Annotated in this window: 11 protein-coding genes; 9 read left to right on the forward strand and 2 right to left on the reverse strand. The window is 30.9% G+C overall.

Translation table 11 applies throughout. The annotated features are described in order from the left end of the window. Positions 1 to 6: 6 nt before the first annotated feature. The 3 genes from Q0776_RS14365 to Q0776_RS14375 all read left to right on the forward strand — a co-directional run bounded on the left by Q0776_RS14365 (position 7) and on the right by Q0776_RS14375 (position 4,643). Positions 7 to 2,598 (forward strand): T9SS type A sorting domain-containing protein, encoded by a 2,592-nt coding sequence (locus tag Q0776_RS14365; protein ID WP_298369668.1) that lies wholly within the window; start codon positions 7 to 9, stop codon positions 2,596 to 2,598. 102 nt (positions 2,599 to 2,700) lie between these two features. Continuing rightward, positions 2,701 to 3,240 (forward strand): dihydrofolate reductase family protein, encoded by a 540-nt coding sequence (locus tag Q0776_RS14370; RefSeq protein WP_298369670.1) that lies wholly within the window; start codon positions 2,701 to 2,703, stop codon positions 3,238 to 3,240. Between the two features lie 53 nt (positions 3,241 to 3,293). Further along, positions 3,294 to 4,643 carry an alpha-L-fucosidase gene (locus tag Q0776_RS14375; protein ID WP_298369672.1) on the forward strand — a complete coding sequence of 450 codons (1,350 nt, stop codon included), beginning with the start codon at positions 3,294 to 3,296 and terminating at the stop codon, positions 4,641 to 4,643. A gap of 33 nt (positions 4,644 to 4,676) precedes the next feature. Here the strand turns inward: Q0776_RS14375 and Q0776_RS14380 are convergent, their stop codons facing one another. Further along, the gene (locus Q0776_RS14380; protein ID WP_298369674.1) at positions 4,677 to 6,272 is read right to left on the reverse strand and encodes a hypothetical protein; all 1,596 of its coding nucleotides are present in this window, start codon (positions 6,270 to 6,272) and stop codon (positions 4,677 to 4,679) included. A gap of 212 nt (positions 6,273 to 6,484) precedes the next feature. On the opposite strand from Q0776_RS14380, the gene Q0776_RS14385 reads away from it, so the two are divergent. The 4 genes from Q0776_RS14385 to ssb all read left to right on the forward strand — a co-directional run bounded on the left by Q0776_RS14385 (position 6,485) and on the right by ssb (position 11,527). Beyond that, complete coding sequence (locus Q0776_RS14385; RefSeq protein WP_298369676.1) at positions 6,485 to 8,077, forward strand: sulfatase-like hydrolase/transferase; 1,593 nt, start codon at positions 6,485 to 6,487, stop codon at positions 8,075 to 8,077. After that, a complete protein-coding gene (locus tag Q0776_RS14390) occupies positions 8,078 to 9,511 on the forward strand; it encodes a sulfatase-like hydrolase/transferase (RefSeq protein ID WP_298369678.1) in 1,434 nt (477 codons plus the stop codon). A gap of 13 nt (positions 9,512 to 9,524) precedes the next feature. Further along, positions 9,525 to 11,051, forward strand: a complete 1,527-nt coding sequence (locus tag Q0776_RS14395) for an arylsulfatase (RefSeq protein ID WP_298369680.1) — start codon at positions 9,525 to 9,527, stop codon at positions 11,049 to 11,051. 140 nt (positions 11,052 to 11,191) lie between these two features. Continuing rightward, complete coding sequence (gene ssb, locus Q0776_RS14400; protein ID WP_298369682.1) at positions 11,192 to 11,527, forward strand: single-stranded DNA-binding protein; 336 nt, start codon at positions 11,192 to 11,194, stop codon at positions 11,525 to 11,527. Positions 11,528 to 11,609: 82 nt separating this feature from the next. Here ssb and Q0776_RS14405 read toward each other — a convergent pair whose 3' ends face one another. Then, positions 11,610 to 12,758, reverse strand: coding sequence for a hypothetical protein (locus tag Q0776_RS14405; protein WP_298369684.1), 1,149 nt, complete (start codon positions 12,756 to 12,758; stop codon positions 11,610 to 11,612). A gap of 181 nt (positions 12,759 to 12,939) precedes the next feature. On the opposite strand from Q0776_RS14405, the gene Q0776_RS14410 reads away from it, so the two are divergent. Together Q0776_RS14410 and Q0776_RS14415 are read left to right on the forward strand one after the other, a co-directional pair. Further along, positions 12,940 to 14,304: a DUF1080 domain-containing protein gene (locus Q0776_RS14410; protein WP_298369686.1), complete on the forward strand. Its 1,365-nt coding sequence runs from the start codon at positions 12,940 to 12,942 to the stop codon at positions 14,302 to 14,304. Positions 14,305 to 14,316: 12 nt separating this feature from the next. Continuing rightward, positions 14,317 to 16,734 (forward strand): glycoside hydrolase family 88 protein, encoded by a 2,418-nt coding sequence (locus Q0776_RS14415; protein WP_298369688.1) that lies wholly within the window; start codon positions 14,317 to 14,319, stop codon positions 16,732 to 16,734. Positions 16,735 to 16,737 lie beyond the last annotated feature (3 nt).

Here is a 16,737-nt window from a genome sequence, read left to right on the forward strand (position 1 = left end):
ATTACTATGATTAAAATAACTAAATTTTTTATTTGCCTATCTTTTATTTTATATAGTTCAGTAATTTTTGCTGAAAATATTTATGTTGCAACTAATGGTGACGATACTAATAATGGTACAATTAATAGTCCATTTAAAACTTTTAGTAAAGCAATTTCTGTTATGTCTGCTGGCGATGTTTGTATCATAAGAGAAGGAGTGTATGAAGAAGAATTATCAATAAATAAAAATGGTTCAGCTGGAAATTATTTAACTTTTAAAGCTGCTGATGGTGAAACTGTTGAAATTAAAGCAACTTCGATAATAAATGGTTGGCAACTTCATAGTGGAAATATTTACAAAACCAATGTAAATATGTCTATTGCAAGTAGGTTTAGAGCGGTCTATCACAATAGTGAATATATGGATTTAGCAAGATGGCCAAATAATACAGATAATAACCGTTGGACAATAGATTGTACGCCAGTAACAGGTGGAGATGGAACTCATTTTGCAGTAAATAGTATACCTAATATCGACTGGACAGGAGGTTTAGTATATTATCTTGGAGCACATTCAGGTGCCAGTTGGACACGTACAATTACCAATAGTTCTGCAACAAGAATTGACTATGATGCGGTGGATATTAATAAATGGCCATTTACACCGCACAACCCAACGCAATGGAGAGATAACCCTGGGAATAATAGAGGACAGTTATACTTGTTCAATAAATTAGAGGCATTGGATTACGGAAACGAGTGGTATTACGACAATACATCAAGTACCCTTTATTTTCAAACTTCTAACGGAAATATGCCTGAAGATGGAAGTGTAGAATATGCTGCTCGAAAATTTGCAGCTCAGTTACAAGGAGATTACATAAAGCTTGAAGGACTAACTTTTTTTGGAGGAAGTATTAAAATTCATAATAATGCTGATAACAATCAAATTATTAATTGTAAGATTATTCACGGTAGTGAAGGTCATGATGATTTAACCAATACATCGGCTCAGGTTGGTGAAGCGGCACTTGAAGTTTTAGGAGATAATACCATAATAAAAGGATGTACCATAAATCACAGCTCAGTAAGTGGTATTATAATAGCAGGTTGGGCGGCTTCTGATTGTATTATTGAAGGTAATTATGTAAGTAATATTGATTATGTTGGTATTCATGCATCTCCCATTAGATCTAGTGGAAACAATGTGAAAATATTGAAAAACACAATAGTTAATGCAGGTAGAGACGGTATGTATGTATCAGGCACTAATTGTGAAGTAGGGTATAATGATGTTTCGGGATCTCAAAAAATAAATAGTGATTCAGGTATATTTTACACCGTAGGGAATGCCAATTTAAAGAATAATGAAATTCACCATAATTGGTTTCACGATGCTACTGCACCAAGTTATTCTCATAATCCTAGCGATCCAGGAAAAGCTGCAGGTATTTATTTAGATAACAATAGTAAAGGGTATATCGTTCATCATAACGTAGTTTGGAATGTTTCGTGGACGGGTTATCAGGTTAATTGGAATAATACAGATTTAGACTTTTTTCATAATACCATTTGGAATGCTCAAAATGCCACAGGTACTTGGATTAATGGGTATACCCAAGAAAATAATAAAGTTTACAATAATTTTGCTAGTACCGGTAACTGGTTTAGTGAAGCGGCACCATCAGCATTTGATAAACAAGATAATTTAATAACCAGCAGCTCTCCTTTTGAAAATGTAGATAGTCAAAATTTTATGCCTGCAGCGGGCAGCGCTATAGTTGATGCTGGAAAAATTATATCAGGTTTTACTAAACCTTATAAAGGAAGTGCACCCGATATTGGAGCTTATGAGCGATTTGGTACTAGGTGGACCGCTGGTGTTAACGCAATTGAAGACACTGGAGAAGGGCAAACTTTATCTGTACTAGATGCACAATTTACCATTGCTACTACCACAGAAACTTGCCCAAATAAAAACAATGGAATTATTACTGTTAAAGCCGATCTTGAACAAGAATATAAAGTTAATTTTAATGGCTCAATTTTAAATTTTTTAGATGAAATAACTATTGAAGATATTGAGCCAGGAAGTTATGAATTATGTATTTCTGTCGATGGAAGTTCTGAAAGCCAATGTTTTAATGTTGAAATTAAAGAAGCTACTGAAATTTCTGGGAAATCATCTTTAGGAAAAAATAAATTAGCATTGAACATTGAGTCGGGAACAGCTCCTTTTACTGTTTTAATAAATAATGAAATGGTTTTTGAAACATCTGCTAAATCTTTTGCTGTTGATGTAAATCAAGGTGATAAGGTTAAAATAAAATCGAGTATGGAGTGTGAAGGTGAAATTAATAGAAAAATTGATTTTTATGGTGATATAGCAGTTTATCCAAATGCTACAAGTGGAGATTTTTATTTATTATTGCCTTTAAATAGTGGTAATGTTCCTATAGAAATATATGATGCTTATTCGCGTTTAATATCATCAAAATTATACAGTATTGAATCGGGTAAAATTAACCTAAGTTTAAAAAATAAACCTGAAGGAGTGTATTTTGTAAAAGTTTTGGAAGATAAAAAACCTGTAACTATTAAAGTAATAAAAAAATAATATTAGTGAGTGGAAATAGGAGTGGATCTAAGACTAAATCTATTTCAAAGAATTAATTTGTTTCTAGTAGGAACTTATAAGAATAAAAACTTAAGAGAATAAATGAATAAAAAAAATAGCGTATTTATAGCAACTAGTCTTGACGGTTTTATAGCTGATGAAAATGGCGGAATTGATTGGTTGAATTCCATTCCGAACCCTGAAAATAATGATATGGGGTATGTGGAGTTTATAAATGGAATTGATGCACTTGTGATGGGAAGAACAACATTTGAAACCGTTCTTGGATTTGATGTGGATTGGCCTTATAGTAAACCTGTTTTTGTATTAAGTAATAAATTAAAAAAAATACCTGAATCTCATAAGGATAAAGCTTATTTAATTAAAGGTTCATTAACAGAGGTTTTAGCTAAAATTCACGAAAAAGGATATGAAAAATTATACATTGATGGAGGGACAACCATTAGTAGTTTTTTAAAAGAAGACTTAATAGATGAAATGATTTTAACAACAATTCCGATTTTATTAGGCGGTGGTTCTTCCTTATTTGGTGAACTACCAAACAAATTGAATTTTGAACTAGCTGGGTCAAAAACCTTTCTGAATCAAATAACTCAAAATCACTATAAACGAAAGAAATAATCCCGTACAATGGCATTGGGAATAGTTCTTAAACCTAATTAACAAATTAAAAAATGATAAAAAAGAGTATTCTAATTGTATTTTGTTTGATTTTAATGTCTTGCAGTTCAAAAGTTGAAAAGAAAACAGATCAAGATCCAGTGTTGTCATTTTTAAATTTGAATTTTGGAATGTTCATTCATTATAATATGGGAACGTATCACGCAGAACAATGGGCAAAGCCTAACCACGATCCAAAATCTTTTGCTCCAACAAATTTAGATTGTAATCAATGGGCAAAAGCAGCGAAATCAGCTAAAATGAATTATGCTGTGTTTACTACAAAACACCACGATGGATTTTGTTTATGGGATACTAAAGTAACAGATTACGATATTGCAAGTAGTTCATACAACGGTGATATTGTAAAGGAATATGTAGACGCTTTTAGAAAAGAAGATATTAAAATTGGTCTTTATTTTTCTGTTTGGGATAGACAACATAAGATTGAAAATGGTAATATAAATCCGGATAACATTCAATTTACAAAAGATCAGTTAACGGAACTATTAACTAATTATGGCGAAGTAATTTGTATTGTTATAGATGGTTGGGGTTCTAAATGGGGGCACGGACCAAATTTTGAAGAATTACCATTTAATGTATTGGCAGATCATATTCATTCAATCCAGCCAGATTGTTTGGTTATAAATCACAGTTGTAAAACCGATTTAAATGTAACTCAATTAGTGCATTATGAGGCAACACACGGTCAACATTGTCCGTTTGATAATACGTTACCTTCGCAACAAGGCCCAACATTGCAATCTACATGGTTTTGGGAAAAAGGTTATGAAAACCAAGAATTAAAATCTGTAGCTTCAGTTGTTAAAGAATTGAATTTTGCAAATTCACATTATTCAAATTACTTACTAAATGCAGCTCCGAATGATAAAGGTTTAATGGATGAAAACGTGGTGAATAGATTAAAAGAAATTGGTAATGCTGTTAGCTTTCCAAAACCTTTAGAAGAGTTACCAAAAATTGAAAAACCACATAAAAATGTAAAAGTGACGGCGTCTAGTTGTTCTTCCGAAGAGTTTAAACCTGAAAATGTTACTGATTGTAACTTATTTACTCGTTGGCAATTTGCTGAAGGAGATGAAAATCCTTGGGTTGAATTAGATTTTGGAAAACCAGAAACTTTTAACCAAGTAATTTGTGGTGAGTTTAAAAAAGGTGTAGAGAAATTTAAAATTGAAGCGTTGGTTGATGGAGATTGGAAATTGTTGGCTGAAGGAAATAGAATTACTAATAATTTTAACGCTTCATTTAATGATGTAACTGCTCAAAAATTTAGATTGGTAGTTTTAGAAAAATCTCAATTACCTAAAATAGCTGAAATTACGTTTGTAAAATATTAGTGTTTTCTTTTAGTTAAAAAAGGAGAACAATCTCTAAGAAAAATTTTGTAAAAATTCAGACAATATAGTTTTTCGAGGAAGGTTCATTTTTTTACGCAATCTACTTCTAGAAGTATTAATACCTTCAACGCTTATACCCATAATTTGGGCCATATCCTTACTTGAAAAACCAAGTTTAATAAATGCACACATTTTTAAATCTGTAGGCGTTAAAAGTGGATAATTAGACTTTAACGTAGAATAAAAACTGTCATTTACTGCTGTAAAATGCGATTGAAACTCATTCCATTTTCCTTTAGTGCTTATGTTTAATGAGTTTTTAATTTCTTTAACAATATTAGTGTTTTCACCTTTTACACTTAGTTTGTTTAGTTGTTTTTTTAGGTCTTCTTGCAAGGTGTCTCGTTCTAGTAATTGTAAAGCAGAAGTTAGTAACTCCTTATTTTTTAGTTCTAATATTTCATCTTGTTTTTGTATTTCTAGTTGTTGTTTTTCATTTAAACTCTGTTGATTTAACAATTTCATTTTACTTTTTCGTTTGAAGTAAAAAAAGACAAATCCAAACAGACAGCTTAAAACAATAAATAAAGAAAACAATTTCAATATCCAAAATTCTTTTTCACTTTCTAGTAGCTTAAGTTGTTGCGATTTTAACTTTTCATTGTTTTCTTTAAGTTCAATTTCGTATTTATTTTTAATTTCAAATAATTCTTTGTTTTGCGATTTGTGACTACTAAAAATTTGATCATTTAAATCAGTCGCTAGGAGTAAATATTTATGCGCTAGTTTATAGTTTCCAATTTTTTCATAGTTTTCTGAAAGTTTCTTTGAAATTTGAAGCTTTTTATCTGGTTGATTTTCAAACTTCTCAATAGCAGCAATACTTTTGCTGTAATAATAAATAGCAGAATCTCTATCTTTTTTTAATTCAGCGTATTGTCCAAGCCTTTGAAATAAAAGGGTGTGTGGTCTTTTTAAAGGAAGCGGGTAAATATTTTTTAATTTAAATAAGATTTTTTTTGCTTTGTTAGGTTCATTTTTTTTAATGTATATATGTGCTAATTGTATTTCAGAATAATGAAATGTGGCTTCATCAATATCACATTTTTTATAATATTCTATGCTTTTTAGAGCCAACTCTTCTGCTTTTTCAAAATTAAATGTAGATTTTATTTCTATCCATGCTCCTAGGTTGTAAATTCTACCTAAAAACTTGTTTTTATTTTGTTGTTCATTACTTTGTTTTTCAATAACATCAATAGCTTTTAAATAAGTTTCTTTAGCTTTTTCATGCTGTTCAAAAACCATGTATAAAGAAATTAATATGTTTAGTGTTTCAATTTTCTGAGTTAAATATTTAGGTGTTTCTACCAATGGAAAAAGTTTCCATAACTCATCGTAACTTTTACTATAAAATCCTTTTTTTGTATAAAATTGAATTAGTTTAAATCGAGCATTTATTATTTGAAGCGTATCATTTTTTTTCTCGAAAGAAGTAACTGATGTTTGTAGTTTTTTTTCTTCTGAAAAAGCTTTGGTAGAATCAATTTGAATATTGTTCGAATAAAGAGAAAACGAAATAATAAAAAAAGATATATGTAAGATGTTCTTTAATAGCTTGTTAGTCATTTTAATTTGATGTGCTGTGTAAAAAGCTGATATTGTGATAATAAAAGTACTAAATATTAGTAAATGCTATGTGGTATTTAACTTAAAAATGCATATTGCTATGTTTATCCTATGTTGTTTTATTGTTGTTTATGAGTATTTATTTCAATATTTGTGTAGAAGTTTAGTGAATAAAACTAGCTTGATAATCTTTATACATAATTCATTTAATAATGATTCAAAAAATTAAATATTTTCTTACTTTTTGCATAGTGATTTTGTTGATGTCTTGTGGTTCAATTGAAAAAGAACAAAAAGTACCTTCAAGGCCAAATATCATATTTTTACTTTCTGATGATCAACGAGATAATACATTTGGAGCTATGGGAAATCCAATTGTAAAATCGCCTAATGTAGATCAATTAATTAATGGAGGAGTTCGGTTTTCTAATACATATATTGCCGAACCAGTTTGTGCATCGAGCAGAGCTGCTTTATTTACTGGTACTTACGAGCGCATAAATGGTGTTGGTTTTACATCTAGTTATTCGTTAACGGAGGGTCAATGGGAACATAGTTATCCTGAATTATTACGTAATAATGGATATTACACTGGATTTATTGGGAAATTTGGAATAGAATATTACACATTTAAGGGTAATGCTTCAGAAAAGTTTGATTATTGGAGAGCGCACGATGGTTGGTCTAAATTTTGGCCAAAAGGCTTAGAAAACTGTTCGGAATATTTCGATTCAAAAGAAGATATTATTACACCAATAATGGGTGAAAGTATTGAAGATTTTTTACAAAAAACAAGAAAAGAAAAACCATTTTGTTTGTCTGTTAGTTTTTCTGTTCCTCATGGAAGCCAAATAATGTCTATGCATCCAGAAAATAGGCAAGCAGAAATATGTTTAGAACCTGCAAATAATTACGAAAAACTTAAAGGATTAGAATTTTACGATACTTTATATAGAGATGGTAAAATTGAAATTCCAAAAGAAACAGCAACAGATCCCTATAAATACATTCCAAAACGAATAATTGATCAAAATAAAGGTAGAGCTACAGAGACCTATATTTATGATTATAACACCATTTCTTGTAATGAGCATTACATAAGATATTACCAGCAAATTTCAGGTATGGATAAGGTTATTGGTGATATGATGAGATCATTAAAAGAAAAAGGTTTGGCTGATAATACCATTATCATTTTTGCAAGTGATCACGGTTTATTAATGGGAGAATATGGAATGGGCGGTAAAGCTTTATTGTATGATTTAGCCTCAAAAATTCCTTGCTTTATCTACGATCCTCGTTTGCCTGAAAGTAAAAAAGGTCAGAATATTGAAGAGTTGGTTTCTAGTCTAGATTTAACTTCAACAATTTTGGAATATGCAGGAATTGAATCTCCAAAAGTTATGCAAGGAACTAGTTTAACTCCTTTAATCAATGGAAATGAAAAGAATTGGCGAAAAGAATTGTTTTTTGAAAGTTTTTTTACTGGAAGGGATAATCCATTTTGTGAAGGAATTAGAATGAGAGATTGGAAATATATTAGAATGTATCGTGGAGGTTTTTGGGGGTATAATGAAACTCACCTAGATTTTAAGAATAAGAAACCCGATTTTGAACAATTATTTAATTTGAAGGAAGATCCTAAAGAAATGAATAATCTAATTGAACAATATAAAGGCAGTAAGTTATTAGCTGAACTTAGAAATAAAACAGCCAATTATGCCAATACTATGAATAAAACACGCGAAGATTACAAGCAAACTCACGAAATAGCATTAAGAAAGAAGAAAAAAAACAAGAAGTAAATGAAAAATAATATCAAAAATATATTCAGAAAAATATTATTACTTACTGTTGTAATAGTATTTGCTAACAGATTAGAAGCTCAAGAACGTCCAAATATAATTTTAATAATGACAGATGATCAAGGCTGGTTTGATGCTGGATTTAATGGGAATAAAACAATTAAAACTCCAAATTTAGATTTGTTAGCTTCAAAAGGAGTTATTTTCGATCGTTTTTATTCAGCTTCAGCAGTTTGTTCACCAACAAGAGCAAGTGTAATTACTGGCAGAAATCCTTATAGAATTGAAATTCCTGATGCAAATTCAGGACATATGAAAACTCAAGAAATTACTATTGCCGAATTGGTAAAAAAAGAAGGTTATGCTACAGCACATTTTGGAAAATGGCATTTAGGTATTTTAACTAAAAAAGAAATGGATGCCAATCGTGGTGGAAAAGAAAAACATTTCAAACATTTTAGTATTCCAACAATGCACGGCTATGATGAGTTTTTCTGTACAGAGTCAAAAGTTCCTACTTATGACCCTATGATTTCTCCAGCTGTTTATGCTGAGGGAGAATCGCTAAAATACGGTTGGTCAGCAATTAAAAAAGGAACTCAATCTAAAGATTACAATACTGCTTATTGGGTTGGGGATGAAGAAAAAGCTACTGAAAATTTAGAAGGAGACGACACCAAAGTAATAATGGATAGATTGCTGCCTTTTATCGAAAAATCTGTAAAAGCTAACAAGCCATTTTTTACAACTGTTTGGCCACATACACCGCATTTACCGGTAGTTGCAAGTGAGTACTATAAAAATAAATATTATGGTATGACTAATAAACAAAAACTGTATTACGGTTGTATTACTGCTTTGGATGATCAAATTGGGAGATTATGGAAAGATTTAGAAGAAAAAGGTATTGCAGATAATACTATGATTTGGTTTTGTAGCGATAATGGACCTGAAAATGGAACTCCAGGAAGTGCAGGTCATTTAAAAGGAAGAAAAAGAAGTTTACACGAAGGAGGTTTAAGAACACCTGCTTTTGTGGTTTGGCCAGCAAAATTAAAAGGAAATCAACGTATTGATTTTCCAGCTTTTACTAGCGATTATTTACCAACGGTTTTGAGTGTATTAGGTATTAAATATCCTGATAACAGGCCTTTAGATGGTATTAATTTAATGACAAGTATTAAAAATCCAAAATTAAAAAGGAAAAAGCCAATGGGCTTTCGTTACAAAAAGCAACTATCTTGGGTAAACCATCAATACAAGTTAATTACAAAAAATAATGGTGAAACAAATGAATTATATGATTTACTTAATGATGTTTCTGAAGTAAAAAATATTATTAAAGAAAAACCAGAATTAGCTAAACAAATGCATGAAGAATTAGATAAGTGGTTAGTGTCTGTAAATAATAGTAAAAACGGAAATGATTACTAAAGTTTTTATTTTTATGAGATCTATAAAATTATTTACGTGCTACACTTTTGTTGTTTTGTTTTTTGTAAATGTTATAAAAGCCCAAGAAAAATCTAAACCCAATATTGTAATTATTTACGCTGATGATATGGGCTATGGAGATTTAAATTGTCAAAATCCAAATTCAAAAATTCCTACTCCAAATTTAGATCAATTAGCTTCCGAAGGTATTCGTTTTACAGATGCACATAGCTCTTCTGGAATTTGTTCTCCAAGTAGGTTTGCTTTGCTAACAGGGCAATATCATTGGCGAAGAACTCATAATATTGTAACTTCTTTTGGGCCACCAATGTTTAAAGATTCTGATATTACATTGCCGCAAACATTAAAGCAAGTTGGATATAAAACGGCTGCAATTGGTAAATGGCATTTAGGTTGGAATTGGAATTTTATAAATAAAAAACCTTCTGGAGAAAGAACCTATTGGGGCAGAACTCACAAAACATATTTGGTTGAAGATATTGATTGGGAAGCGCCTTTAACTGGTGGCCCTTTAGATAGAGGTTTTGATTATTATTTTGGAGATGGAACAATTAATTTTCCACCATATGCTTGGGTTGAAAATGATAAGTTTGTTGAAGCTCCAAATGATTTTTTTGAATTTAATCAGTTTGAACGAGAAGCTAAAGAAATTGACTGGGATTCTCGTCCAGGACCCAAAGTTGCAGGTTGGGATCCGTATACAGTATTGCCTACACTAACTAAAAAAACAGTTTCTTGGATTCGTAATCAAGAGAAAGATGAGCCATTTTTTCTGTACTTGGCATTGCCTTCTCCTCACGCACCTATTATTCCAAATGATGAATTTGATGGTAAATCAGAGGCTGGTGCTTATGGTGATTTTATGTTTCAAACAGATTGGGTTGCAGGACAAGTGTTAAAAGCTTTAAAGGAAAAAGGTTTAGATGAAAATACCATTGTTATTTTTAGTTCAGATAATGGTCCTGAACAATTTGCTTTTGAAAGAGCCCAAAAATTTGATCATTACAGTATGGGAGATTTTAGAGGATTAAAAAGAGATATTTGGGAAGGCGGCCATCATATTCCGTTTATTGTAAAATGGCCAAATAATATAAAGCCAGGAACGGTTTCAGATAAATTAATATCTCAAGTTGATATTATGGCAACTATATTAGATATTACGAACATAAAAACTTCTGAAAAAGCCGCAATGGACAGTCACAGTTTCTTGTCAATTCTTACGGGTAAATCAGAAGGAGAACCTTTAAGAACTTCAACAATTCATAATACCAATAGAAAAGGATTTGCAGTTAGAAACGGCAAGTGGTTGTATATTAATCATTCTACTGGAGATGTTTCTAGAATGCCAGATTATTATAAAAAATTAAGAGGTTATAAAGATTTTACAACAAAAGGTTTGTTATTTGATTTAGATAAAGACCCAGAACAAAGAACAAATTTGTATAATGAATATCCTAAAGTTATTTCAGAAATGGAATTGATGCTGAAAAAGGAATTAGATAGAGGTTATTTAAAATAGGATTATGCGTTTATAAACGACTACAAACGTTTACATACGAAAGTAAATGCCTAATAACCGAATAAAATTTGACTACATATAGATATTTGCAGTGTTGAATTGAACGAAAGATATTCAGCATAACTATAAAAACTTATCTTATGAGTACGTTAAGAAACAAAGTACAGTTAATTGGAAATTTAGGAAACAACCCAGAAATCATTTCTTTAGATTCAGGAAAAAAAATAGCAAAATTTACGCTTGCTACTAATGAATCATATAAGAATGCACAAGGTGAAAAAGTAACCGATACACAATGGCATAATTTAGTAGCCTGGAATAAAACTGCTGAAATAGCGGAACGATTTCTAGAAAAAGGTAAAGAAGTTGCAATAGAAGGAAAGTTAACTTCTAGGAGTTACGATGACAAAGATGGGAATAAGCGCTATATAACTGAAGTTGTTGTAAATGAATTATTACTTTTAGGGAATAAGTAATAGAATTTTAATTGTTATGAAAAAGAAAACCACCTAATTAGGTGGTTTTTTTATAGTTTTTTTAACCAAATATTCTTTAAAATTAAAATGGAACCACCATAATTGTTTCTATAGCTAAATTGGTTCTATCTTTTCCAAAAGCTTTATAAACTGCTGTAAAATGAGATTTTCCCTTGAGGTGTTTTTTATTAAAAACTTTTAGAGAATCAGCATTTGTAAAATATTCAATGGTTGCTTTAACTCCAATATCGTGATTTGAAAAAAATATGAATTGTTCTGTATTTTGAGGTCCGGGAATTCGAGATACAATTGCTATGTCATAGTCAAACCCTGAGTTGTTAGTTTTGAAATTTTTCTTAGGTAATACTTTATGATTAGAAAAGGAAAGACTGTTGTTATTTAATTTAAAATATGGATTTGAATTGTTAAATAAGGAAATAAATTTGTTTTCATTCCTAATTGGTCCAACATAAATTGTATTTCCTTTTTTTAAATCGGCAATAGAGGTGTTAGAAGAAAATCGGATGTCGAAATCACTGTTTTGTTTAGAAAATAACTTAGCTAAATCGTGCGATGCATGTGCACCCATTCCGGTAATATAATTATATTGGGCTGGACTCGTATTTTTTTTTAATTCAGGTTTATCTTCAATAAAATTGAAGTAATCTTTGGTGTTGTTTATTGTATAATCACGTGTCCATCCATTTGAACCTGTTATTGTGGTTCCTGCAATTCCAAAGGCATCACCAATAATTAAAGTATTTGGCTTATTATTTGTGTAAAATTGTTCCCATAAAATTGAAGGGGAAGCTTTATACTTATCTAAAACATAAAGCAATGCAAATGCAAGTAATAACAAATATGGAAATACCTGCTGGAATTTTAAATTTGTTATTGATTTTTTTACAGCTAATTGTTTTTCAAAACGAACACTATACTGACCTTTATCAATACATATTTTCCATTCATTATTCGCACCAATAGTGTTGTAATAAGTATCTAGTTTTTTTCGAAGATTATAAATGTTAACTCTAACTCTTGGATTTGTTTTGTCAAAACTAGATTTACTTCCAAAGAATTCAAAATCGATAATGTCTTCTTTTAAAAAACTACCTTCAATATTTGCTTTTACTAAATAACGCAGTAATGCCGAACTTTTAGGTGATTTTAAAAAGATTTTACTTTTAATTATGTTATCGGTTATTTGTAGTTTTTTTTCTTCAGAAATCATTCTAATAATTGTTCTATATTTAAAACATTTTATCTTAAATTTAACCGTTACAAGTACCGTTAAATTCAGGTTAAATATAGTTATTTTAATTGATTGTATTAATTTGTGCTTGCATTATAGAAGAAATAAAGATTTATAATGTTGTAGTAGTAAAATAAAATAGTATTAATAAAAATATTTAATGAAAAACTTAATCACTTTAGCAGCGGTATTGACAATTGCATTTAATGTAAGTGCTCAAAAAACACAAGATCTTTTTAACGGTAAAAATTTAAATGGCTGGAAAGCTTTAAATGGTTTTGCTAAATTCGAAGTAGAAGATAATGCCATTGTTGGAATTTCAACCAAAGGATCACCAAGTACTTATTTATCTACAAAAAAAGAATACACTAATTTTATTTTAGAATACGAAATTAAAATTGATGAAACATTAAATAGTGGGGTTCAAATTCGAAGTCATCACGATCCTTCTAAAGGAGATAATTCTGTGTATGGACCACAAGTAGAAGCAGAAACTTCACCAAGAGGTTGGAATGGAGGAATATTTGACCAAAGTAGGTATAACTGGAGATATACTATTGAATACAATCCTGAAGTTAAAACAGCTTGGAAAAATGGAGCGTGGAACCGTGTAAAAGTTATTGCAAGCGGCAATAGAATTGCAACTTGGATAAACGATGTAAATATTGCCAACCTTATTGAGGAAAATGTAGAAACTGGATTTATTGCATTACAAGTACATGCAGCAGGTGGTGCAAAAATTGGAAAAAAATCTAGATGGAGAAATATTAAACTTACAGAAATTTCAGACAATTATAATTTTGAAACAACTGCTCCAGTTATTAGTTATTTAAAGAACGAACTTACACAAGAAGAAAAGAATAATGGATGGAAAATGCTTTGGGATGGTAAAACTACAAACGGTTGGAGAGGAGCCAAGCAAGATAAATTTCCAAATAAAGGTTGGAGTATGAATGATGGAATTCTTTCGGTACATGCTTCTGGAGGTGGAGAATCTGAACACGGAGGAGATATTGTAACTACAAAGCCGTATAAGAATTTTATATTAGAATTAGACTTTCAGTTTGCTGAAGGAGCTAATAGTGGTATCAAATATTTTGTTGATACTAATTTAAATAAAGGTAAAGGTTCTGCAATTGGTTGTGAGTATCAAATATTAGACGATAAAAAACATCCTGATGCTAAAAAAGGAGTGGATGGAAACCGTACTTTATCTTCGTTGTACGATTTAATTAGAGGTGATGCTCAAGAATATATTCCTTCACTTTACACCAAGAAATATGTAAATAAAACCGGTTGGAACAGAGCCCGAATTGTAGTGGATGGTAATAAAGTCCAACACTTTTTAAATGGTTGCAAAACTGTTGAATATATTAGAGGAACTCAGCAATGGAGAGCCTTAGTTAAATATAGTAAATATAAAAACTGGCCAAATTTTGGTGAGGCTAAAGAAGGTCTTATTTTATTACAGGATCACGGAGATGAGGTTCATTTTAAAAATATTAAAATAAAAGAATTGAATTAATTAGTTGTTATTATGAAATCTAAATTTTTTAAAATCATATTTAACTTATCACTTGTGCTTTTAGTTAGTGGCTGTGAAAATTCAATTCAAAAACCTTCAAAAAGTGAAGTAAAAGCAATTACTAAAAAAGTGGCCGATTGGCAAATAAAAACTTTCGAAGATCAAGGTAAATATAGAGCATTGCCGTTACCTGAAAATCAAAAAAAGTGGCATCACAGAAATAGGTATCACGATGCAGAATGGATGGGAGCAGCTTTGTATGCTGGTATGTATGAGTGGTCAACTATTACAGCAGACCCAACCTATAGCAAATGGCTGTATGGGATTGGGCAAAAAAACAATTGGAAATTGTATAAAAGAATGTTTCATGCTGATGATCACGCTGTTGGGCAAATGTATTTGAATATGCAAAAGATGTTTGGAAATCATCGGTTGATAAAACCGTTGCGTAAACAGTTCGATTCAATTTTAAATAGCGATGAAAGAGATAAATGGCACTGGCATTGGGCAGATGCCTTGTTTATGGCTCCTCCAGTTTGGGCAAGATTAGCTAAAGCTACCAAACAACAAAAATATTTGGAATATATGGATGAGCAGTATCATAAAACGTATGATGCTTTATGGGATAAGAAGGAACATTTATTTTATAGAGATAAGAAATATTTAGATCAAAAAGAAGAAAACGGAAAAGGTGTTTTTTGGTCACGTGGAAATGGATGGGTTTTTGGAGGTTTGGCTTTAATGATACCAGATTTCCCTAACGATTGGGATGGTAAACAGTTTTATGTTGAAACATTTCAACAAATGGCAGAAACGTTGAAAAATACACAGCGAAAAGATGGAACTTGGTCTTCGGGAATATTAGGTGGTGAAAAAGCATATCCAACAAAAGAAATCAGTGGTTCTGCATTTTTTGTATTCGGATTAGCTTGGGGAATAAATAATGGAATAATAGATGCTGAAGTTTATGAACCAACTTTAATTAAAGGTTGGAATGCATTAACGGATTGTGTTACCGAAGATGGTTTGGTTGGCTATATACAACCTGTTGGAGCTGCTCCTGGAAATAGCTTTCCAAATTATACTGAATTGTATGGTGTTGGAGCATTTTTAGCTGCTGGAGCCGAAATGTATAAATATGTTGAAAAAATTGAGGACGTAAATTCAAACAAAAAAGAAGTTAGCGAATTTACTACTTTTATGAATGATGGTGGTTGGTGTTGGTATCAAGATCCACGCGCTATTATAAATAATGGAAAGTTGGTTATTGGAGGTTTAAGTGGCCAAAGTGGAGATGTAAAAGTGAGTGTGTATGATTTAGAAACAAATACAAATAAAGGTACAGTTGTTTTAGATAAAAACTTTCAAGCTGATGATCACGATGTGCCAGCTTTGTATGCTAGACCTGATGGAAGTATACTTTCTGTTTGGGCAAAACATGGTAACGAAAAAATTCATCATTATAATATTTCATCACCTTCAAACTATTTAGAATGGAATAATAAAAGTGAATTTAAATACGATTATAACGATAATAGAGGTGTTACCTATATGAATTTGTATTATTTAGAAAATGAAAATAATCTGTATAATTTTTATAGAGATGGTGAAACTTTTAACCCAAGCTTTATAACATCAAAAGATCACGGAAATACTTGGGGAAATAGGACTCATTTTATTGCTGATGATGTTGAAGGTCGTCAGCGTCCATATGCTCGATATTTTCAAAAAGACAATAATACTGTAGGAGTTTCATTTACAGACGGTCATCCACGTCAATACGGGAATAGTTTGTATTATGCCGAGTTTAAAAACGGAGCTTTTTATAATGTAGATGGTTCAAAAATTAAAGATTTGAAAGAACCTTTAAGAACTCCGGAAGCTGAAAAGATTTATGTAGGAAGCGAAACAAAAACGAAACCAAAAGGTTTTGAAAGTGTACCAAAAAGTGCTTGGACTTGCGCTATGGGAAAAGATTCAGAAAACAATCCGCATATTGGTTATTCTCTATATTTGAGTAATAATGATCACCGTTATAGAATTGCCGCTTGGGATGGAAAAAAATGGATTGATAAAGAAATTGCATATGCAGGAACGTGTTTGTACACTATGGAAAGTAGTTACACTGGTTTAATGGCTTTTGACCCTGAAAATCCAACACAGGTTTATATTTCAACAGATGTAAATCCTTCAACAGGTGAAAAAATGAATAATATTCACGAGATTTATAGTGCGAAAATTGGATTAAATGACGATATTTCAACTATAAAATGGAAAGCAATTACTTCAAATTCTGAATATAGAAATATCCGCCCAATTGTTGTAGCAGGTGAAGGGCATAAAGCCTTGATTTGGTTAAACGGACCTTGGAATTCTTTCGTGAATTACAAAGCAGATGTAAAAGGAATTATTCTTTCTTCAAAAAAATAAAAA

Source organism: uncultured Lutibacter sp. (assembly GCF_947495725.1).
Taxonomy (GTDB): Bacteria; Bacteroidota; Bacteroidia; order Flavobacteriales; family Flavobacteriaceae; genus Lutibacter.